This is a genomic window from Pelagicoccus sp. SDUM812002, assembly GCF_031127835.1.
Lineage (GTDB): Bacteria > Verrucomicrobiota > Verrucomicrobiia > Opitutales > Opitutaceae > Pelagicoccus.
This window is the reverse complement of record NZ_JARXHX010000005.1, coordinates 22646-44323: the sequence shown is the minus strand read 5'-3', so window position 1 is coordinate 44323 and position 21678 is coordinate 22646. Positions and strand designations below refer to the sequence as shown.

Annotated in this window: 19 protein-coding genes; 8 read left to right on the top strand and 11 right to left on the bottom strand. The window is 53.6% G+C overall.

Annotated elements, in window-relative coordinates:
* The first annotated feature begins 65 nt into the window (after positions 1-65).
* Positions 66-1694, top strand: coding sequence for a glycoside hydrolase family 43 protein (locus QEH53_RS09265; protein ID WP_309022895.1), 1629 nt, complete (start codon positions 66-68; stop codon positions 1692-1694).
* Positions 1695-1732: 38 nt separating this feature from the next.
* On the opposite strand, the gene QEH53_RS09260 is transcribed toward QEH53_RS09265, so the two are convergent.
* The gene (locus QEH53_RS09260; protein WP_309022894.1) at positions 1733-3133 is read right to left on the bottom strand and encodes an MFS transporter; all 1401 of its coding nucleotides are present in this window, start codon (positions 3131-3133) and stop codon (positions 1733-1735) included.
* Between the two features lie 200 nt (positions 3134-3333).
* Between QEH53_RS09260 and QEH53_RS09255 the strand changes: the two genes are divergently transcribed.
* The gene (locus QEH53_RS09255) at positions 3334-3876 is read left to right on the top strand and encodes a hypothetical protein (protein ID WP_309022893.1); all 543 of its coding nucleotides are present in this window, start codon (positions 3334-3336) and stop codon (positions 3874-3876) included.
* On the opposite strand, the gene QEH53_RS09250 is transcribed toward QEH53_RS09255, so the two are convergent.
* The 5 genes from QEH53_RS09250 to QEH53_RS09230 form a co-directional block, all read right to left on the bottom strand.
* Positions 3854-4585 (bottom strand): matrixin family metalloprotease, encoded by a 732-nt coding sequence (locus QEH53_RS09250; RefSeq protein ID WP_309022892.1) that lies wholly within the window; start codon positions 4583-4585, stop codon positions 3854-3856. The genes QEH53_RS09255 and QEH53_RS09250 overlap by 23 nt on opposite strands.
* 162 nt (positions 4586-4747) lie before the next feature.
* A complete protein-coding gene (locus QEH53_RS09245) occupies positions 4748-5098 on the bottom strand; it encodes a hypothetical protein (protein ID WP_309022891.1) in 351 nt (116 codons plus the stop codon).
* Positions 5099-5199: 101 nt separating this feature from the next.
* Positions 5200-6489 carry an aminotransferase class V-fold PLP-dependent enzyme gene (locus tag QEH53_RS09240; protein ID WP_309022890.1) on the bottom strand — a complete coding sequence of 430 codons (1290 nt, stop codon included), beginning with the start codon at positions 6487-6489 and terminating at the stop codon, positions 5200-5202.
* A gap of 89 nt (positions 6490-6578) precedes the next feature.
* The gene (locus QEH53_RS09235) at positions 6579-7538 is read right to left on the bottom strand and encodes an ADP-ribosylglycohydrolase family protein (RefSeq protein ID WP_309022889.1); all 960 of its coding nucleotides are present in this window, start codon (positions 7536-7538) and stop codon (positions 6579-6581) included.
* A 9-nt stretch (positions 7539-7547) separates the two neighbouring features.
* Positions 7548-8297 (bottom strand): hypothetical protein, encoded by a 750-nt coding sequence (locus tag QEH53_RS09230; protein WP_309022888.1) that lies wholly within the window; start codon positions 8295-8297, stop codon positions 7548-7550.
* A 750-nt stretch (positions 8298-9047) separates the two neighbouring features.
* Here QEH53_RS09230 and katG point away from each other — a divergent pair.
* The 4 genes from katG (at position 9048) to QEH53_RS09210 (ending at position 13508) form a co-directional block, all read left to right on the top strand.
* Positions 9048-11282: a catalase/peroxidase HPI gene (gene katG / locus QEH53_RS09225; protein WP_309022887.1), complete on the top strand. Its 2235-nt coding sequence runs from the start codon at positions 9048-9050 to the stop codon at positions 11280-11282.
* A 223-nt stretch (positions 11283-11505) separates the two neighbouring features.
* Positions 11506-11934: a hypothetical protein gene (locus QEH53_RS09220; protein ID WP_309022886.1), complete on the top strand. Its 429-nt coding sequence runs from the start codon at positions 11506-11508 to the stop codon at positions 11932-11934.
* A 245-nt stretch (positions 11935-12179) separates the two neighbouring features.
* Positions 12180-12488: a cupin domain-containing protein gene (locus QEH53_RS09215; protein WP_309022885.1), complete on the top strand. Its 309-nt coding sequence runs from the start codon at positions 12180-12182 to the stop codon at positions 12486-12488.
* Positions 12489-12533: 45 nt separating this feature from the next.
* The gene (locus tag QEH53_RS09210) at positions 12534-13508 is read left to right on the top strand and encodes an NAD(P)-dependent alcohol dehydrogenase (protein ID WP_309022884.1); all 975 of its coding nucleotides are present in this window, start codon (positions 12534-12536) and stop codon (positions 13506-13508) included.
* 57 nt (positions 13509-13565) lie between these two features.
* Here the strand turns inward: QEH53_RS09210 and QEH53_RS09205 are convergent, their stop codons facing one another.
* A complete protein-coding gene (locus tag QEH53_RS09205) occupies positions 13566-15281 on the bottom strand; it encodes a M56 family metallopeptidase (protein WP_309022883.1) in 1716 nt (571 codons plus the stop codon).
* Complete coding sequence (locus tag QEH53_RS09200) at positions 15235-15639, bottom strand: BlaI/MecI/CopY family transcriptional regulator (protein WP_309022882.1); 405 nt, start codon at positions 15637-15639, stop codon at positions 15235-15237. Before QEH53_RS09200 ends, QEH53_RS09205 begins: the two co-directional genes overlap by 47 nt.
* 195 nt (positions 15640-15834) lie before the next feature.
* On the opposite strand from QEH53_RS09200, the gene dcm reads away from it, so the two are divergent.
* The gene (gene dcm / locus QEH53_RS09195; RefSeq protein ID WP_309022881.1) at positions 15835-16854 is read left to right on the top strand and encodes a DNA (cytosine-5-)-methyltransferase; all 1020 of its coding nucleotides are present in this window, start codon (positions 15835-15837) and stop codon (positions 16852-16854) included.
* 111 nt (positions 16855-16965) lie between these two features.
* Positions 16966-17634: an RluA family pseudouridine synthase gene (locus tag QEH53_RS09190; RefSeq protein ID WP_309022880.1), complete on the top strand. Its 669-nt coding sequence runs from the start codon at positions 16966-16968 to the stop codon at positions 17632-17634.
* 35 nt (positions 17635-17669) lie between these two features.
* Here the strand turns inward: QEH53_RS09190 and QEH53_RS09185 are convergent, their stop codons facing one another.
* The 3 genes from QEH53_RS09185 to QEH53_RS09175 form a co-directional block, all read right to left on the bottom strand.
* Positions 17670-18140, bottom strand: coding sequence for an FKBP-type peptidyl-prolyl cis-trans isomerase (locus QEH53_RS09185; protein WP_309022879.1), 471 nt, complete (start codon positions 18138-18140; stop codon positions 17670-17672).
* A gap of 51 nt (positions 18141-18191) precedes the next feature.
* Positions 18192-18740 carry an NUDIX hydrolase gene (locus tag QEH53_RS09180; RefSeq protein ID WP_309022878.1) on the bottom strand — a complete coding sequence of 183 codons (549 nt, stop codon included), beginning with the start codon at positions 18738-18740 and terminating at the stop codon, positions 18192-18194.
* Between the two features lie 65 nt (positions 18741-18805).
* Positions 18806-21535, bottom strand: coding sequence for a glycoside hydrolase family 43 protein (locus QEH53_RS09175; protein ID WP_309022877.1), 2730 nt, complete (start codon positions 21533-21535; stop codon positions 18806-18808).
* Between the last annotated feature and the right edge of the window lie 143 nt (positions 21536-21678).

Below are 21678 nucleotides of genomic sequence, written 5' to 3'. Positions count from 1 at the left end.
ATGTCCACCTTTTACCGGACACCGCTGATTTCTAGGCCTTCGTCTACCCTCTTAACACTTTAGCTATGATCCAAAACCCTATCCTTCCTGGCTTCAATCCTGACCCCTCCATCGTTCGTGTCGGCGACGACTACTACATCGCCACCTCCACATTCGAATGGTTTCCGGGCGTGCAAATCCACCACTCTCGAGACCTGGCAAACTGGGAGCTGATCACTCGGCCGCTCGACCGCTCTAACCAGCTGGACATGATCGGTAACCCAGACTCCGGCGGCGTTTGGGCTCCATGCCTCAGCCACTGCGACGGCATCTTCTACCTCATCTACACGGATGTGAAACAATGGACAGGGACCCGCCACAAGATCACTCACAATTACCTCGTCACCGCCATCGATATCCGGGGGCCTTGGTCGGACCCCATCTACCTCGACTCCAGCGGATTCGACGCCTCCTTGTTTCACGACTCGGATGGTCACAAATGGTATCTGAGCATGATCTGGGACCATCGCCTCGATCGTAACCAATTCGCCGGCACCCTCTTGCAAGAGTTCGATCCGGAAACAAAAAAACTAGTCGGTCCACAAAGAAACATTTTTAAAGGTAGTGACCTCAAGCTAACCGAAGGCCCTCACTTGTACCAAAAGGATGGATACTACTATCTACTAACCGCAGAAGGCGGAACTAGTTACGAACATGCCGTCACCATGGCTCGCTCGAAGGGCATTTACGGCCCCTACGAAATCGATCCAGACAACCCTTTTATCACCTCCCGATACGATCCAGAAGCAAAACTGCAAAAAGCAGGGCATTCTTCCCTCGTCGACACACCCGCCGGCGAATGGTACGCCGTGCATTTGTGCGGACGCCCTATCCACGTAGATTCTGGCTCGTCACGGGAAAACAAAGACAGTATCTCTCAACGAACGATCAAGCCCGAACAGGCCCGGCGCTGTATCCTAGGCAGAGAGACCGCCATCCAAAAAGTAGATTGGCCCGAAGGGGGATGGCCCAAACTGGCACACGGCACATGCGTCCCTGCAGAGACTATCGAGTCACTATCTACCTCGTATGGAACGAACCGCTCCCTAAGAGACGATTTCGAGGACGATAAACTCAATATCCATTTCCAAAGCCTAAGACGTCCTATCGAGCCTAGCTGGCTCGATCTCAAAGCAAGACCCGGCTGGCTGCGCCTGCGCGGAGAAGAGCCGACCACCAGCAACTTTCGCCAAAGCCTCGTCGCTCGCCGTATCCAGTCGCTTAACACGCAAACGACCACATCGGTCGAATTCTACCCGAAGAATTTCAAACACGCAGCAGGCCTCATCGCATACTACGACACAGGCAATCACTACTACCTGCATATTTCTAGCGACGAAGAGCGCGGCCGCCACCTAGCGATCATCCGCTACGACGCCGGGGTATACAGCGAGTTCCCAGAATCTGCAGTACCCCTCTTCCAAGAAACAGAGATCTACCTGCGTGTATCCATAAAATCCGGGCAACTCCAGTTTTCGTATTCCTACAACCAAGGCGAGTGGACAAACATCGGTCCCACCTTCGACAGCACGATCCTCTCCGACGACTACCACACCCTCGGCTTCACCGGAGCGTTCGTCGGAGTTTGCGCACAGGACTTAAGCGGACAGCGACTGCACGCAGATTTCGACTGGTTCGACTATCAGGAGCTTTAGCAGAAGCGCATCCAGCATCTTGATACTAAGCGACCCTTTTAGGCCAATGTCTTGCGTTCGGCCAAGGCTATTTCGATCTCAGCAACCTTTGCTCGATTTAACGGATAGCAAACCAACGCGATTCCCTTGCCTACGGCGAAAAGCGCTGGGATGACCGAGAACATCAAGCTGATTCCAAGCAATGAAGATTCGCTCTGCTGCTCGTTCGCGACGAATCCAAATGAGCCCAGCACCCAGCCTGCCAAAGTTCCCGCAATCATAGAGCCGGTCTTAAGAGCGAAGAGCGTAGCCGAGTGGATCAGCCCCGTCGAACGCCGACCAAAAGTATACTCCCCATAATCAGCCACGTCGCCATACATCGCCCAAACCAATGCTGATGTCGGCCCCATCGTGAAAGCTGCCAAAGCGTTTACTGCGAGCATCAGACCATAGTTGCTGGCTGGGATAAAATAGAACGCCACCAAACAAGCCGCAGTCGTAAAGGTCAGCACAATGGAAAGGGTGCGTTTGTCGAAGCGGCGAACGACGAAGCCCATCGCCAAAACGCCCATCATCATCATGAACATGCTAGAGCTGAGGAAAAAAGTAGACTTGTCGAAAATCCAGATAAACAAGTCATCACCAGTGCCAGCCACATACTTGAAGTAATGAATCGTCACCGAATTTCGCATGATGATGAAGGTCGTCGAGAACATGGCTGCCACGAACAAAATGATCCAGGGCTTGTTTCGAAACAGCTCTCCAATCTCACCCCGGATGTTGTTGACCTGACCCTTTGGAGGCTGAACGCGCTCCTTCGTTGTGGCAAAGGTGGTCCAAAAGAGCAGAATCGAAAGGCCAGCGAAAATCGCCATGGTATATTGAAATCCTGCAACCTCATCATCTCCTCCTAGCTCCTTGACCAAGGGACGTACCAACAGCGAGATCAGCAAGCCGCCTCCGAACGCGCAAACGAAACGATAGGTCGATGCCAAAGTACGGGCTTGAGAAGACGGGCTGATCACTCCCATCAATGACGAATACGGTACGTTAATTGCAGTATACGCCACTAACATCAGAACATAGGTTGCGGTGGCGTAGACGATTTTCCCGGTAGGGCCCAAGTCGGGATTCGCAAAAATCAGGTAACCACAAAACCCATACGGTATCGCCATCCACAAAAGGTAAGGACGATATTTGCCCCATCTCGTTTGGGTCCGGTCAGCAATCACACCCATGATCGGGTCATTCGCAGCATCGAAGAATCGTACGACGAAAAACATAGTCCCAACCACAGCTGGAGCGATACCAAACACATCCGTATAATAGTAGAAGAGGAATATGCTAAACGTCTGGAAGAACAGGTTGGAAGCCATGTCTCCCAATCCGAATCCGAGGTTTTCGAGGAAGGACAACTTATCGCCGTTTTCTCGACGGCGCGGGGAAGTTTCTTGGGGCATCTCGCGACCCTAAGTAGTAGGATCAATCAATCAAGTTCAGTAATTACTCTAAATAAAGAGTATTAGATGAGCGAATGAGAAATCGCCTCACTAGAACCCTCCGATATTTCCCTAGCCAAAGCCCCCCCCCAGTCCACCTGTCTCCACTACCTAGGTGCCTGAGAAAGAAGGTTTGCACCGCGAAGGAACCCTCTACGGCCTTGCTCACCTCTCAATTTCACAGTAACTTAGTTGACCTCGAAAACTGCGGTTGCGGAGATGTCGCCACCTACGAGCGGAAGGCCCTCAAAGCAAAGTACAACCCCAAAGCATCAAAACGAATCCGTATTGCGAACCAAAAGCGCTCTTTGCCAGTCCTGCGCGATAGCCTACTGCTCCCACTTTGCATCACTAAGAAAGACCTCTTCACCAACAACAAAGAGCTGCAAGCGTTCGCCCAGAAACTACATGTTGACACTGAAGAATACGAGGATCGCAGAGACTTCGAAAAGGAGGTCCACAAACACTTCGATCTCTTCAAGTACCTCCGACGCAACCGCGCCCTATTCCGAACCCTCGGCTGCTACATGGTCCGAAGAGCCTCAATTTTCCCCACACCATCAGACGAAATCTTCTCCTCGCCACCTTCCAGGTCATTGAAAAATATCCAGGAAGCGAAGAGAAAAGATCATCACCTTCGCCCCAAACGGCTCTGCTGTAGGCTAGCCAGGTTAGAAGGCGTCACCGCCTTGCTAGGCGCCTAACGACGAACAACAAACCGAGAACCACAGGTGCAAATCCTCGCAATGAGGCATCCGAGACGGCTTGTGGAGACCGTCGCTTCCCGTAGATCGCCTGGATGCCAGCGATGTCATCTTGCAAAAGGTAACCTGTGTCGCTTCCCGAGAACCTATTCCCTATTGTGGGATTCATGATGGCGTCAGCTTCGAACTCGTGCCCCAAGCCCAACGAGTGGCCAATCTCGTGAACGAGTACCTCCAATACGTCCAATTCGAATGGATCATCGCCAACTCCCGTATTCTTCCCCCACACGTACGGATCGTTGATGTTGTTGGCAAAAAAGATGTCTCCGGATAAAGCGTCGTCAATCGAAGCCGGGTAAAAAGCGATGGCGCTAGCGTACAAGGGATCGAAAGTTCGGTATCCGATCTCGATGTTGGAATAATGGTGCGAAACCGGGGAATCGACCTCGACGAAAGCCAAGGGGGCCACTCCACTCCAAAGTCCAAACGCTTCGACAACGATCTCCTTCAACTCTGAATTCGGAAGCACCGTATTAAAGCCACCGTCCAACAAGTTCGAGAAACTGTAGGAAACCTCAATCTCCGTGCCTAACCCATCCGGTTGGGGCCATTTGTATCCTGACAGTGTGTAGGATGACGATAACTGGCATCCAGCTAGAAAAACGTAGCAAAGCAGGCAGTTAAAAAAGAATCGTGGAGTCGGAAGCATTAGAGAGATACCTATCACGATTACCTATCGACTTCTAACATGAAAGCAAATTCTCGAAGCGATTTCCCGAGGCTTTGTATTTGAAATAAAAAGACAAAACGGACGCTGCCCTAGGTCTCGAGTCGCTAGACACCTACGTGGAACGTTAGAAAGAAGCGAGGCTCAATCGATATCGATACTAAGCAGACGCCAACGCTGCTCACGATAGACTAAGCGCGCAGAAAACTCCGCGGTAAATCCGCTCGTCGTCTCCAATCTTCCTTCGAGCGAGAGATTCGGACCTCGGTATCCGTTTTCCTTGAGCTCGTATCCATAAATATCTTTCGAGATAGAGACATATTCAGAGAAGTGAGGCCGCTTCTGCTCAAAGTAGCTTTCGATCTCCCGTTCAGCCTTGCGTGGACTGGTCTCGTACATGTCGAGCAATTGAGCGCCCCTGCGTGCGTCATCCTCTTTACCTGCCAACATGAAACGATCAAGGGTTTCGACCGCGCCCGCCAGCTCCTCAGGCAAGACTTGACCCCGTAGAGCAGAACATCCTAGGACAACTCCCACCACTAGCCATAGTATCGAAAAGGAATCATGTCTTGAGAAACGCCTTACCTTCCCCTTCTTCACAAAACTTTGGCGGCAGCATCGATGGCTTCGACCAACCGATCGAGATGACGCAGTGGCGTGGGTAATCCTGGTGTGATGCGAACGCCACTGGCGACGGGATGACTTTGAATGGGAGCCGTCAGAATGGAATAACGATCATACAAAAACTCGCCGAGACTCTTCGCGTCCGAGCCGCGGATTCCCACATTTGCAATTGCCCCGTGACGAGCCGGATCCTCAGGCGTCTTCAGCACCACGCGATCGTGATCGCGAAAATGGCTCGTCCAATAAGTATTGAGAAAGCGGAGACGCTCGTATTTCTCTGCAGATCCGATCGCGTCGTGGTAGCGAATCGCCTCGCGGAGACCACGATGGTGATTGTAAGGACGGGTTCCGAGACGTTCCAGCTTACGGATATCGTCATCGTCGCGAGCCGTGTCCCCCATCAGACCCCAGAGTTTCGCGATCTTGTCCTTTTTGACATAAAGCATGCCGAGTCCCACCGGCGAGCACAGCCATTTGTGCAGACTCGTCCCGAGATAGTCGCAATTTAGATCCGAAACCTTGTAATCCACATGGGCGAAGGCATGTGCCGAATCCACAATCACCTCCACCCCTTTCGCGTGGGCCATGTCGCAAATCTTGCGTACAGGTAAGATATGCCCGGTCAGGTTGACCATATGGGTTACATGCAGAGCCTTCGTGCGAGGCGAAATCCCGGCCTCGAAAGCCGCCACCACGTCATCATCGCTCTTCGGATGCAGGGGAATCGAGACCTGCTTCAACACAACGCCAAAACGTTCCTGCTTCTGCCGCAATGCCTCCACCATACTTCCGTAGTCTTGGTCCGAATACACGATTTCATCCCCTTCCTCGAGATCGAGACCTTGAATAATGATGTTCATCGATTCCGTGGTGTTTCGAGTAATACAAATCTCGTCAGGACTCACCCCAGCGAACTCAGCGAGGTCAGATCGGGTCGCCTCAAGCTCATCCCGCATCTCGCGACGCATGAAATACGACGCTCGAGCATTGATCTCGCTCGATCCCTTTTGCTCGGCCTGTAGCACCGGTAGCGGAGCGGGACAAAAGTACCCGTACTCGAGGTTTATGAAATCTGGAGCGGGAGCAAACTCGCGCCGACGGTCTCGCCAAAAGGTTTCGTCCTTGGACAAATCCGCCGCTAGCTCGACACCTCTCTCGAAGCGTGTTGGTATGTCCGCCGCCCTGGCTGGATGGGCCAACAATCCAGTCCCCATCACAGCGCTTCCCAATACTCCCGTACGCAAAAAATCTCTCCGTTCCATAAGCCGCAGGGAAGCAAGACTCGCACCAGTAAATGCCAGTGATGAGAATCGATCAGAATCGAGCCGCGGCTTCGGAAAATCTAGCTCATTTAGCCTTGGTTAGCGACGATCGACTGCAGGGCATCACCTATTCGCTCGATCCCGTTCAACTCGGTAGTCCAGGAAACAGGCAGACGGCCGTACCCTCCCTCAGCAGCGATCAATATTGCCAACAACATCCCCCGCGCTGCGCTATCTCCCCCCACTAACGCGTTTTGCTCGAGCATTTTCACAGGATCATCTTGATACTTCAATGCAAGCCAGACCGTTAATGGCAGCGCATTCGACACGTCACAATTTTGACCGAAACGAAACGCCATATCGAGCGCTCCCTCCTCAGGTTCCCAAAGCCCCTGACGGAAAAGTGCCTCGATGGCTTCACTGGTTTCCACAGCAGCCAAAGAAAATGCGCTCTTCAGCTTGTGCCCTTCTCTCTGGTAGAAGCTGGCACGGGTGAAAAACTCGGCAGCATCGACCACCAACGAATCTCCGTGCGTCGAAGCCGTGTAATCGCGAGCCGCTTGCACGACCCGATCAACGGGCTCTTCCGCCAAGAGCGAAAGCAACGGAGCGATACGCGATGCGCCCGCGAGGTCGTGGCTATGGGACGGAATAAATCTCTGTTCACTCGCCCAAGCTTCCAACACGTTTCGCGTCGCGCCATCCAAGTAGCTCTGCGGGTCGTTCTGCCAAAACGAAAGCCAATCCTGCATCCACTTGCCCGTGTCCGGCTCTCCGCTATCGGCCAACGATTCCAGCAAAATCAGCGTCTGGTCTCCATAATGCGTCAAGTCGCCCTTACCTTTTCCAGGATGGTATTCAGAACGTGGATCATCGAGTCTATCGATTCCCTCCGGATAGATTTCTTCAAGCTTATCCGTGTCGTACACCCAATGTGGACCCAAACAATACGAATCCACTGCGAATGCAGCTAACACCACATCTCTCGAGAACGAACGAGGCAATTCAACGGGCTCTTCGATCACAACGGGATCTGGTGGTAGGTCCATACTCATAAATCAAAAGTCTTTAACAATTGGGATGCGGTAAGTTTTTCTCAGCCAAGCCACGGACGGCTCTCCATCCAGCATTGGCCTCTCAAACGCGGAGTGCTTCAGAGCGGAAACCACGAATTCATCCAACCGAGGTTCGGATGAGAATTCCACTACAGGAAGGCCCACCGACCCATCCGTATCCACAAAAAAGCTACAAGTTGCCTGGACAAAATCATCCACATCTGAACTGCTACCCTCAAGCACGATAGGCGGAAACGCCACCATCGACACACTCCTGTCCAGTCCGCCCTCGTCGCTTAGCGAAACTGACTGCGAGGCCAAACCGCTCGAATTCGAGAAGTGGAATTCCGACCCAGTAGCCAGTATCTTTTGCACAGGCCGATCCGGCAAGAACTCCCAATGCGCTCGGCAAACGCTTTTGATTGGGCGACCCTCGAAATAGGCTGGTTCGAACTTCCATTTCCGAACCACGCGAAGCAGCTCGTCAGAAAAGGCACTGTGCGTGAATTCTAGCGGCATGAACTCCGAGGCGTGTCCCTCCTCGTCTACATAGAATGCAACCCTCGCAAATCCACGGCTCACTCCATTCGAATACGCCCAGCGAGGGAAGTTCGGCTCCACTTGGCGCTTCACCGACACCGGTTCATATCGCTCGGACGCTGACTCGGCAACGACTTCAAGAGGAGCGAGCAGGAGAATAAATGAGAATCCAAAAACGGGCAGAGAAAAGTCCTTTGATTTCGGAATAGACATGGCAGCGAGCTGAGGGGCAGCAAAGCGTGAGGATAAAGGTTTCGTTAAGTTCACTGTACTCATGAAACCACATCCACGTTACGCAAAAGTTACCAAACGGAAACGATTCGAAAGTAGCAGAGGCTATACCAGTCACCTCGAAACCCGGCGAATGCCAGAGTCGATCATCCCTCGATACCATCCTATCGTACCTTAAAATGCATAATATTTAGTGACAGTCGGCATTACACCACCTCTGCTCATTGCACTCATTCGGCTGCTGCTCGCCGAGTCACTGGAACGAAAGCATTTGATACGGAGTCACTTGCTCGCCCGAGTGAGATCTATAACTCTCGACAATCAAGCAAGCGGTGCATAACTATCTGCCTCCCGGGTCAACGCTTCGTCCAAGCCAAACCAAATACGTAAACAAATTATCTGCAACCCTACCCGGCGATGCTCTTTTGACGAGAGCAGGCGCTGAAATTGAGCAGTAGCACTTCTATTCTCTAAAACATCTCCTCTTTTTGTGAGGACTGACCTTCCAAAACGCCACCACTTCGTAGCTATTTTTTGAATACATCCGAACAGGTTAACAGAACTGATCCATTTAGCTTCAACGAATGAACTAATTCATCCCACGACGCCTGCCGCGCAAATCCGACTTTCTTATTCCAACCCTGAATTTGACACACCCCTTTACTCGTTTTAAAAAGCACAGGACTCAATCCTCTCGTCCGAACGCAAACCTCAGCACCCCCATTCAATCTTATGAGTACCCAAAGCAAATGTCCCTTCAACCATTCAGCAGGCGGCGGAACGGCTAACCACGATTGGTGGCCGAACCAGCTCAAACTGGATATACTACGCCAACATTCCTCTCTCTCCGATCCAATGGGCGAGGAATTCGACTACGCCAAGGAGTTCGAAAGCCTCGACCTAGAAGCGGTCAAAAAAGACCTACACGCCTTGATGACCGATTCGCAAGATTGGTGGCCCGCCGACTTCGGACACTACGGTCCCTTCTTTATCCGCATGGCCTGGCACAGCGCCGGTACTTACCGCACCGGCGACGGACGTGGCGGAGGCGGCACTGGCAGCCAACGTTTCGCCCCGCTCAACAGCTGGCCGGACAACGTCAACCTCGACAAGGCCCGACGCTTACTCTGGCCCATCAAGCAAAAGTACGGACGCAAGATCTCATGGGCTGACCTCATGATCCTTACCGGCAATATCTCGCTCGAATCCATGGGCTTCAAAACGTTTGGCTTCGCCGGCGGACGAGCCGACATTTGGGAGCCGGAAAAAGATATCTACTGGGGAAACGAAAAGACCTGGCTCGGCGGGGAAGAACGCTACTCGCACGGCTCGGAAGGAACCGACAAGGAACACGGAGCTTTAGTCTCCGACGACGACGCAGACGGCGACATCCATTCACGAGACCTAGAGAACCCGCTCGCTGCTGTGCAGATGGGGCTCATCTACGTCAATCCGGAAGGCCCCGACGGCAACCCAGACCCCGTTGCCTCCGCGATAGACATTCGCGAAACATTCGCCCGCATGGCTATGAACGACGAAGAAACCGTCGCTCTCATCGCCGGCGGTCACACCTTCGGGAAGACCCATGGTGCCGGTGATGCCGGGGCAGTTGGTCCTGAACCTGAGGCAGCGCCTCTGCACGAGCAAGGCCTCGGCTGGACTAGTAGCCATGGATCCGGAAAAGCTGGCGATACCATAACCAGCGGACTTGAAGTCACATGGACCCAAACGCCTACCCAATGGAGTAACTACTACTTCGAGAACCTCTTCGAATACGAATGGGAACTCACAAAAAGCCCTGCCGGTGCCCACCAATGGACGCCTAAGGACGGAGCCGCCGCAGGCACCGTTCCCCACGCCCACGACGCATCGCAGAAGATCGCCCCTTCCATGCTCACGACGGATATTGCGCTGCGATACGATCCGGAGTACGAGAAGATCTCCCGCCGCTTTTACGAGAACCCCGACCAATTCGCCGACGCCTTTGCCCGTGCTTGGTTCAAGCTCACCCATCGCGACATGGGACCGAGAGCACGCTACCTCGGACCCGACGTCCCCGCAGAAGAACTGATTTGGCAGGATCCCATCCCTGCCGTCGACCACGAACTAATCGGCGAGGCAGATATCGCTGCCCTTAAGATCAAGGTACTCGACTCCGGTCTCTCCGTATCCGAGCTTGTATCCACAGCTTGGGCATCCGCCTCCACCTACCGCGGTTCAGACATGCGCGGCGGAGCAAATGGCGCCCGTATCCGTCTCGCCCCTCAAAAGGACTGGGAGGTTAACCAGCCCACCCAACTCGACAAGGTGCTCCCTACCCTCGAATCCATAAAAGACGATTACGGAAAACCCGTTTCACTGGCTGACATCATCGTTCTCGCTGGGTGTGCTGGCGTAGAAAAGGCTGCGAAAGACGCTGGCTTCGAGATCACGGTCCCCTTCAGCCCCGGGCGAGCAGACGCCTCCCAAGAACAGACCGATGTCGAAGCCTTCGAACCGCTCGAGCCTATGGCCGACGGATTCCGCAACTACCTCAAAGCACGCTACACGGTATCCGCTGAGGAACTACTCGTAGACAAGGCGCAGCTACTTGGCCTGACTGCTCCAGAACTGACTGTCCTCGTCGGAGGTATGCGCGTACTGGATACTAATTGGGACGGCTCCAAACATGGAGTTTTCACCGACAAGCCAGGCACCCTCAGTAACGACTTCTTCGTCAACCTGCTAGACATGAGCGTCGCTTGGTTCCCGCAATCGAAGGACGAGGAGTTCTTCGACGGTCGCGACCGTAAAACAGGAGAGATCAAACGCACCGCCACCCGGGTCGATCTCACCTTTGGCTCAAACTCCGAACTGCGCGCCCTCGCGGAAGTCTACGCCTGCAACGACTCGCAAGAAAAGTTCGTCAAGGACTTCGTCGCTGCTTGGACCAAGGTCATGAACGCGGACCGGTTCGATCTCAAATAGCCCTGTTCCCACCACCTACGATTCTACAAGGCGGTTTTCCTCATTGGCGAAAACCGCCTTTTCTTCGTGAACTTTATCGAAGGCCGACCCAGTCTTATCTCAAAATTAGTCGTCGGGCCGGTTTCGAAATCGCAAGATTCCATCCGCGCGAGAGTCCGTCCTAAATTGACTAAATCGAATCTTACGCTGTATTCGAAAGCAGACACATGCGAGGACCGATCAAATGAGTTGCCGTACTTACTTTTCTAAAAGACTAAATCTAGTTCTTGAAATCATCGAGGATCGGATCGACGTCAATAGCTTGATTGAACTCAAAGCCGTGCATGTGAAGAACGGAAACGTGGACGAAAAAACCAAGGTGCTCGCCTTCTCCGACGCAGATGTTCCCTTGAAGTCAGCCGAAATCAGCCAATTGGGAGAGCGTCTCACACGCGAGCTTCCTCAGTATGCTAAAGCTCCTACTGTCATCGTGACACGGCAAATCGGCGCTACAGCCAGCACCATGAAGCTGGCCAAGGACGTGAGTAAGAAACAACGAATGGGCGTCTTCGCTACTGTGGAACCTGCCCTCGCCTTTCTAGACATCCACTACGAAGACCTCGTCGAGGAATTCCCCGAGGCTGTCCCGACTATCCTGAGATACGACGACTAGTTCGTACCGCTAACCTGGATACATTTTGCGGTGCAGAAAGAATCAAGGCTCTCCTCGCCCACCGACTTAGACCTGCCCCGCCGCATCGCTACTCTGGGTCGATTGCTAATTGCGCTATACCGAAATTTGTATTTTCATTTTTCACTCAGCCCCATTTGCCATGAAATTCGACATTGCCTGCATTGTTCCCTCTTCCCAAACCGCCGGCCGAACCGCTGTCTTTCGCGAAATCGTTCCTCCCCAGGTTGCCCCCCCCTCTCCACACTCATACGAAGCAGTACGAGATTTTTCACATCATTGAAGGCACCTTCCTTTTCCAGAAAGACGGCGAGCAGGTCACCCTCAAGAACGGCGACAGCATTAGCATTCCACCCGGCGCCGTTCACACCTTCAAGAACGTCGGCGACGAGCCGGGGACCCTTCACTACGAACTACTGGATGCTGGCAAGTCGGAGGAGTTCTTCCAACGCCTGGTCGCGGAGATCGCAACCATTGAGGATATCGGGGCCTTCTTCGCCGCCTACGACATCGAGCTCGAAGGTCCACCGCTTTGAGGTCACTATCGAGAAGAAGCGACCTACGGTGCAATTAGCATCTAGATGAGAGCAGTCACATTCCGTAGATACGGACCGCCCGAAGTCCTTCAAATCGAAGAACTCCCCGCTCCCGCGGCCAAGGAGAAGCAGCTTCTGATCCGGGTCAGAGCCGCCGAAGTCACCAAATCAGACTGCGAATTCCGCGGTTTCCGCTTCGCCGTCAAATGGTTCTGGCTACCGCTTCGGATCGCATACGGCATACGGTCCCCTCGCAACCCGATCCTCGGAGGATACTTCGCTGGGGAAGTCGCATCTGATCCACCTCCCAGTTCTCCATTGCGAAAAGGCGACGCCGTTTTTGGCTGCGCCAAAATGCAACTTGGAGCTTACGCCCAGTACCTGCGATTGCCCGAGCACTATACGGTAGTGAAAACACCATCGGGTACAAGCTTCGCGCAAGCAGCAGCCATCCCCCTCGGTGGACTGAACGCACTGCATTTTCTAAATAAGCTAAACCCCACGGAGGCAGAACACCTTCTCATCAACGGCGGTGGCGGCAGCATAGGCCTCTTCGCCATCCAAATCGCGAAAGCTCGCGGAGCGATTGTCACCGTGGTGGACAAGGCTAGCAAACGGGCCATCACTGAAAGAGCCGGAGCCGACCACTTCATCGATTACACCCAACAGGACTTCACCCAGGAAGCAATCAGGTACGATATGATCTTCGACATGGTCGTCAGCAGCAACCTGCGGGACTGCTTGAACACACTCAAACCAAACGGACGCTACGCCTCCGGAAACCCACGTTTCGCCGACCTCATGAAGTCTCTCTTCAATCGGTTCTACTCGAACCACCCCATCTACACCGCCTTCGCCGCCGAATCTCCTGCTGAACTCGCAGAACTAAAAGCCCTCGTGGAAACCGGAAAACTCAACCCACTCGTCGATAGTATTTACCCGATGGAGCAAGCCGCCGAAGCCCATCGACGAGTAGAAACCGAAGAGCGAAACGGGGCCATCGTTCTCGAGATCGACTGACCTAAAAAGCAGCCCGAGCCACGAGGGCCCGGACTGCTCGCACGGTGTGGTAATTCTCTATTGCGTCCGGTCTTTAAAATCCAGATCCCCCATCCCAGGCTCAGGCAAGTCCTCTAACAAGGACTCCGCTCTATCCAACTCGCCCGCTTCTACAAGTCTCTCCGCCAAGGCGACAACAACAGCATTCCCCTCTTCCTTTTGCCCTTGGCTATATAGAACTTTCGCTAGCCCTATCTGCCAATCATCGACTTCTGGATCCTGCTCAATCGCGAGGCGGTAGTAGTGCTCTGCCGACGCTGCGTCCTCTGTATTCAAATAACAAAGACCGAGTAAACCGTTGCTTGTCGTATCATCTGCGCCCAAACGTTTGGCGCGCAAAAAATTCTCTTTCGCATCCTCATAGTGCCCTTCCATGACCTGCATGATCGCGCCGTTTCTTATAGCCCGTAAGAAGTTCGGATACTTTCCCGCCGCGAGCTGATAATACTCGATCGCCTTCTCTAGCTCATCTTTCTCAGCATAAAAATTGCCTGCGATGAATTCGAAGGCCGCAGATGAATCTTCGGTAATCGCAGCTAAAACGGTTTGCAAAGCACGCTCCTTGTCGCCGGTCTCTTTCATTTCCTCGAGTATTCCTTTCACAACGACTCGCTCCGTGTCGCTCAGACTCGGTTCGACAACGGGATTCTCTGCTGCAGTTCCCCCCTCCGGAGTCTCAGCTCTCAACTCGCTCAACGACAAGGAAGCCGACAAGAAAAGGCTTAGGGCCACTACCGCCAATACGCTTCCGACGGCTGAGACGACGTCTCCCACTCGGGACTTCCCCAAGCGAGAGATCGACTTGATACGGTTTTGGAAGGGAGCCCCCATAATTCCCACACTGGTGGCATAGCTGCTAGGCAGCTTGATCTTAGATACTTTCATAAGACAGTTTAGATATGATGTTACGTTTTCGGTTTTTCGGATAACCTCTTCGTCCCTCAAAATCTCGCGCTCCGCGCTAATCTGACGATCCAGCCACCACACCAAGGGATGCATCCAGAACAGATTTCGAATGAACTTTTGGACGAAGAGCCAAAGTGTATCACGCTTGTAGACGTGTTGAAATTCGTGTCGCAAAAATGCCTCGCGCTCTGCTTCTGAAAAAGCCCGATCCAAGGACGCGGGAACAATCACCGACGGACGAAAGAGTCCAAACACTCCCGCAGCCAAACGCTCGTCTCGGCAAATGACAACCTGCGGCATATTTTGTATTCTCTTTTCCCATACTTTCCTCGCTAAGCATTGCCAGTCATCGTTGACCGGCTCCCCCGTCAACCGCAGGTCTTTCGACACACGAAAGTACTGCCGCAGCCAAACGGCACCCAAAACGAAAACCCCGATAGCCCAAACGCAGGCTGCCACGATCTCCCATGGGATCACCGCATCCGCAGGGGCCGTTTCTCCCCCGAGCTCCACCCACGTATCAATTTTCAAAGTTTGAGCCGTCAGGTTTAAATAACCAAGGCCCGGCGCCCCGATTTTTTCGCTCGAGGACAGAATTCCTTTGGCGAAGGAAAACAAGGGTGCCAAAGCAGCGAAAGGAATTAGCAACTTCAACAAACTTGCCCACGCCAAGAAATGACGGCTAAAGCTCCATGAGTGTCCCAGTGCCAGTATCAGCAGAACGCATACAAGACCAAAGAGCGACGATTCCCAAAGATGGGAAACTACGAAATAAGATAGCTCACTCAACTTCGCCCCCTTTCTTATCCTGAGATTGCTTGATCGCATCCTCGATGGATTTCAGATCCTTCAAAGACAGTTTACCCGACTCCGCCATGTGCAGCATCACCGGCTCAGCCGAGCCACCGAATAGCGAAAGAAAATCGTCCACGATCGAGCCAATCGCCGATTTCTTAGTCACCATCGGTTCGAAGATATGAGCGTTTCCGATCTTCTTGGCCCGACGCACCGCTCCCTTCTTTTCGAGCCGATAAACGATGGTCTGTACGGTCGTGTACTCGACCTTCCGCTTCTCGGGCAACGCTTCCTGCACCTCGCGTATAGACGCCGCTTTCAAATTCCACAGCGTCTGCATGATTTCCAGCTCCATAGGGCTGAGCTTCTCACTCGTAGATTCATTCTTCATCGGCATCGTGTAGTAGATACTACTACACGAGTAGTAGCGTCAACCAAAAATCCTGGTTTTCTCAGTTCCACGCTTGTCTCGAAGTAAGCGAAAAACTGGCACTTTGCTTTTTGACGTTTCTCTGTTCGTCCTTACAGCTCTTCGGTTTCACTGAGGCAACATCCTCCTGCTTCGCCTCTCTAGACCGATTTCGACATGCACGCCGACAACCCCACTTTCCGATTCCTCGACTTCTGCGCTGGCATTGGCGCTGGCCATGCCGCCGCCGTAAAACTGGGTGGAGGCTGCGTCGGCTACTCGGAAATCGATCCAAAGGCCAAGCGGACCTACCGAATGCTGCACGATTTGGAAACCCTCTGGGAACCACTCATCGACCTCGGCGACCTCACTAAGATGGATCCAAACGAAGTCCCCGACTTCGATGTCATGCTTGGCGGTTTCCCCTGCCAGACTTTCTCTATCGTGGGACGGCGCGAAGGCTTCAAGGATCCGCGTGGCCAAATCATCTTCGCCCTCAGCGACATCCTCGCCGCCAAGAAGCCCAACTACTTCCTGCTTGAGAATGTAAAGGGTCTGATGAGCCACAACAAAGGCGAGACCCTAAAGCAAATCCTGATCGAGCTCCGTTCAGCTGGTTACAAGGTCACCTGGAAACTCGTATCCTCCCAAGACTACGGCATCCCCCAGATGCGCGAACGTGTCTACTTCGTTGGCATCCGCGAAGAACTCGTCAGCGACACCTTCGAGTTTCAATTCCCTGAGAAGAAAAAGAAGCAAAAGCAGCTCCGCCACATCCTCACCTCCAAGGATCCAAAGTTCGCGGTCACAGCCGAAGGCTACGCTTACTTGGAAAAGTATTTGAACAACAAATACAACAAACCTTCTGGCACGACCGTCGAAGTTCTCAAAGAGCTACCGAACTGCACCATCATCGACACCCGCCAGTCAGACTTGCGCCTTTTTGAAAAAGTAGCGCCTACCCTTCGTTCCGGACGCCATGGCCTGCTCTACGCCCGCGACGGCGAACTGCGCAAAATCTCCGGACTCGAAGGACTCGGCCTACAAGGCTTCGACAAGTCTTACCAAAAACGCGTTTACGGCGTCGCCGAGACCGACCTCCTCCATCAAGTTGGCAACGCCTTCACCGTCGACGTCGTACACACCCTCCTCGAAAGCCTGTTCGAGCAAGTCAAGGCCCCGACTCCAGCACAGTAGACCGAACGCTGCTACTCGTATTAATTCCCGCTCGATTCGTTGTTAGAAACAGATGAGCCTTACCGGGCAGGTGCATCGGCAATGCGGGACTCTCCCCAATCGCGACGCTAGATGCGCACTCTCGACATAGCCCCTTTTATCCTTGCTCAACATGGCGATCTGATCGTGCTGAACAAACCCTTCGACTGGCCAACCACCGGTCGCTCGCTGGACGACGACGACTGTGTGCAGTACCATTTGATCAATCACTTTGGACAAATGGTATGGGCCGTACATCAACTCGATGCCGACACCAGTGGCGTCTGCCTCTTCTCCCTGGACAAGCAACTGGTCACCGACCTGCAAGCGCTCTGGCGAGATCCCGCAATGCTCAAAGATTACCTCTGTATCGTGAAAGGGGAACCGGCCTGGGACATCATTGACGAACGATCACCAATCGGAAAAGTTGACGAACGTAGCCTTGGCGTCACGCCCATCGGCAAGACCGCTCACACTAGCTTCCTAGTCCTAGACCGGCGCAACGGCTTCTCATTAATACAAGCAAAACTCTACACTGGGCGCACCCACCAAATCCGTATCCACCTTTCCCATCTTGGTCACCCGCTTATCGGCGAAGAGTGGTATACAGATCTCCCTTGCACCGTACACCTTCGTCAAGCATTGCACGCCGCTCGCATCCAATTTCCCGATGCGGCTCCTATCCCTGAAAAGGAGTTCTCCGCACCCCTCGCAGACGATTTGCAGGATCTCGCTCGACGACTCGACCTCCAGCTACCATAGCCAGCACGCCCGGCTCTGGTTCGAAACGTTGCCTCTCAGTTCACGCCCAAGATCTCGATCTCGAAAGTCACCGTTGCATAAGGCGGCACCTGACCGTGGCGCCCCTTGTCCTTGTAAGCAAACTGCGACGGGATCGCCACCATGTACTTTCCGCCGTTTTGCATGTACGGCATAGCAATTTCCCAGCCTTGGATAATTTGACGTGGATCCGCCCCCACCTCGAAACGGTAGGTATGCCATTGGCCTGTCTTTTGATTAAAAATGCTCCCATCCAAAAGCCGCCCAGTGTAAATCGCCTCAATCCGGTCCCCCTCCCCGATCTTGGGCCCCTCACCGGCGCTCAGCTCCAAAAAGCGCACGCCCCCACCGATTTCCGCCGCTCCCGGCATGATGGTTTCCAATTGCTCCACGTGATCCGGTGGCATGTAATCAAGGGCGAGGTTTTCGGCCTGAGCAAATGCCCAAGAATAAGCGGAAAGCGCTAGAATAAAAGACAGGGTTTTCATTCGTGCATCCTAGCAAGCCTCATACCAGCGAACACCCCAAGGCGCGAAGCTTCAGCCCCACTGCAACTCCCGCCACTTCCTCGCCATACGCAACATGGACTCCTCGGTCGTGTACTCCGTGAGATTCGCGAGCTCCACCCAAGCCAGATTGAGGGACTCCTCGCTCACCGTGTACGCATCGGATACCATCGACTGCAATGCAAAGCGCACATCGTAGTGGTAATGTTCCGGATCCGATTTCCTCGCAGGGATAAGGTGGATATCGATGTCGAAAATCTCGTCGCTCACGAATTGCAGCCCCGCCAATCCCGACTCTTCCCGAGCCTCCAGCATCGCCACCTTCGCCACATCTGATTCACCATCCGCATGCCCACCGAGCTGGAACCACTGGCCAAGCTTGCGATGATGCGTCAGCAGCACATGCGTCCCCGCGGTATTCACGATCCAGGCCGACCCAGTCACATGTCCTTCTCGCAGGCTGCGCTCGAAGCAGTCTGGATTTCTGGATACAAATTCCAGATAACGATCACAGGCTTCGCTCTCATCAGCCCAGAGGGAACGATAAGTTTCTAGCAATGCGATCAAGGGTTGCCTCTTCATAAGGCAACTCTAGTCGCGAAAGCTCGCCGCGCAGTCAATACACGAAATCGACGTTCCCTAAACTGCTACTCCACAGTATCGACCTCGAGCTGGAGAAACACTTTTCCGCCCGTCTCTGCAGGAATTTCCGCTTTCACTTCCACAGGGCCAGCCTGGTTCGTACCCACAGAACTGCTCCAAATAGCAGCTGCTACGCTATCGCCAGGTGTCACACTAGAACGGACCTCGTAGCTCAGGGCTGGATCTGCCAATTGGGTAAAGGTCCAAACAAGCTTACCGTCGACGACCTCGATTTTTCCATTCGGATCTGCATCACCCACCCTCGGATCGGTCCCAATCGCGTATTCCACGAGGTTTGAGCGACCGTCCTTGTCTGGGTCGTCGTCATTTCCAGTAATCCCCTCTGCTGGACTTTCGCCGAAATGCTTTGTCTTCCATTTTTGGATACGCGTTTGCCGGAGCTGAGCTGAAAGAACGGCAACCTGCAATGAATCGATCCCGACCGTCTTGCGAACCGTGTTGAGCGGATTGATCGCAAACACGCCCACCGTCAAGTCGCTTAAACCGTCGAGAAAAGTCGCGTTGGCCACCTGGGGGCTAACGGACACTCCATCTATCAGATAGCTCCAATCTCCCGACTCTCTTGCGATCAAAACCGTCAAACCATCGCTCACATCGTAGCCAGATTGGTCAAAAGTCGCACCCGCGTCTGAACCCGATTGTGTATGCACGGCCAGACCTTGCGGAGACGTACTTTGGAAAACGCCTGCTCGCGTCAACGTCGTTGCCGAGGACCCGACAAATACTCCGACTTGATCAATATCTCCCAGTCCCTCGATGGGAGCGAATCGAGCTGTCACTGAAAAGTCCTCCGTGCCCTCGAAACCGAGTTCAGAGAGCTTGAGTCCGACCGCTGAGGCAAGCGCCACACCGGTCTGGCCATTAAAGTCGCTTTGAGTCGAGCTGAGCAGCAGCTGGCCTCCGGCTTCGTCGAGCTCAAGATTCGGATCGCTACCCGTGTAGCTAGCGCCTGTACCACTGAGTCGAGCAGTAAGACCTGTCCTCCTTCCGACGCTATCGAGAATACCGGTGGACGCTGCGCCATTGAAGTCGAGCGACGTCTCCTGTAATTCGTATCCACCTGCCGCATACACCGAAAAAAGAACGTCATCCGCAATGCTAGGATCGAACAGGTCTTGGAGTCTAACACGCACCTGATGAATCGATCCCATCTGAGCGGCCAACGGCGTCCAGCTAGTCGCGCCGGTAAGCGAATCGACAAGCAAACCTTCCGGCCCTTCTAGGATTTTGAATACGAGCGTAAGATCGGGATTGGGAGCGTTGTTGACGAGCGTCAGATCAAGGGAATTGCCCATCGGGAGCGCAATGTCCGCGATCTGCTCGAGCTCCGGCGGATCCAGTTCTCCCGAGCGATCCGCGATCGCAAGCTCGCTTCCCCACAAGGCCCGACCTTCCGGTCCAATCGCGGTAAAGCCCATCACCCAAATACGGTTTTCGTTGTCCCACTGTTCGCAAACCACGCCTTTATAAAGTAAGCCATCCATGGTGATGCGAATGTTCTGCCCGTCTACCATACTCCACGTGTCGCCTTCGGAGCTAGATACCGTGCCGTCTTCGCTTAGGGCGACAACAGTGGAGAAAGTCGGATTAGGATCACCTCCGGGAATCCAATCGGAGTGATTGATTTCTTTTGGATGGAGGATCGTTTTATAGGAGCCAGCCACCTGCTCTCCGGTATAGCTGCCCTGAGTTTCGCCAGCGTAGCGGTGAGGAGCCATGACCGGCCAACCATCCTCATTGTAGAAGAACTGATGGACACGGATCTGATGTCCTTCCCCTTGGCCTAAAAAGCGAGTGTGGAAGATGTTGAACCATTTGCCGCTATCCGGATCTTTGATCACGGAATTGTGTCCGGGAGAAAGGTAGCCCGCGGGGGATTGGCTGAGCTCGCCCGGAACCGGAAGAAACTGCCAGCCTCCTGCGAAGGTTAAACCGTAGTCCTGCCAGTTAGAGACCGGAGCAGTGGCAGGATCGTTGCCAGCTGGATCTAGGAAAGGGCCATCTGGGTTACGCGAGCGGAACACACGCATGTTGTAGTCGTCGTTCGAATTCAGTCCGCCATAGGAAAGGAAGAGGTAGAAGTACTCCGTCTCAGCATTGTAATCTATGAACGGCCCCTCAATCAAAGCCCCTCGCCCATTCAGGATCTTTGTGCCCCACTCCCGACCGGGTTTTTGAAAACCAGTCGCGTCATCCATTTCGAGAGTAAATATTCCTCCTGAATACGATCCGTAGACCATCCATAGCGTGTCGTCGGCGTCGCGATAAAGCGTAGGGTCGATCGTGTTGGGATCAAACGCAGGATCGAATCCCGATACGCCCGTGCCACCTCTCAAAATCTCCCCAACATTTGTATACGGCCCTTCTACCGTGTCGGAAACCGCCAGGCCCATGTAGCTCCGGTAGTTCAAATGATTCGTCCAAACGTTATAGTAGTAGTAGTACTTCCCGTCGTCTAACTGATAGACGTCTGCGGCCCACAGCGTACTCACCTGCGCCCAGGTTACGAGTTCCGAAAGGTCGCTATTGAAATTGGCGAAATGCCGCGGGCTTCCGGAAAACACGGTCGAAGCCACCTGCGTCCAGTTCATCAGGTCATCCGTCCAAGCCGACGCCCCATGCGAGCCGTAAACATAGAACCTATCTCCCACTTTGATCACCGAAGGATCGTGCACGGAGGCGTTCCGCGTAAATGAAGGCGTTTGAGCGTGCATAGTAACGACAGAGCCGCCTAGGCACAAAATGAAAAGAATCGCTCTGCTGAGTAGCCTCATGAGATAAGTATCAGGTTAGGAGTAAGATGGGGTTATAATCTGGCGATCGAAAGGGCGTCGTTACTGGACTTCAGCAATACCGT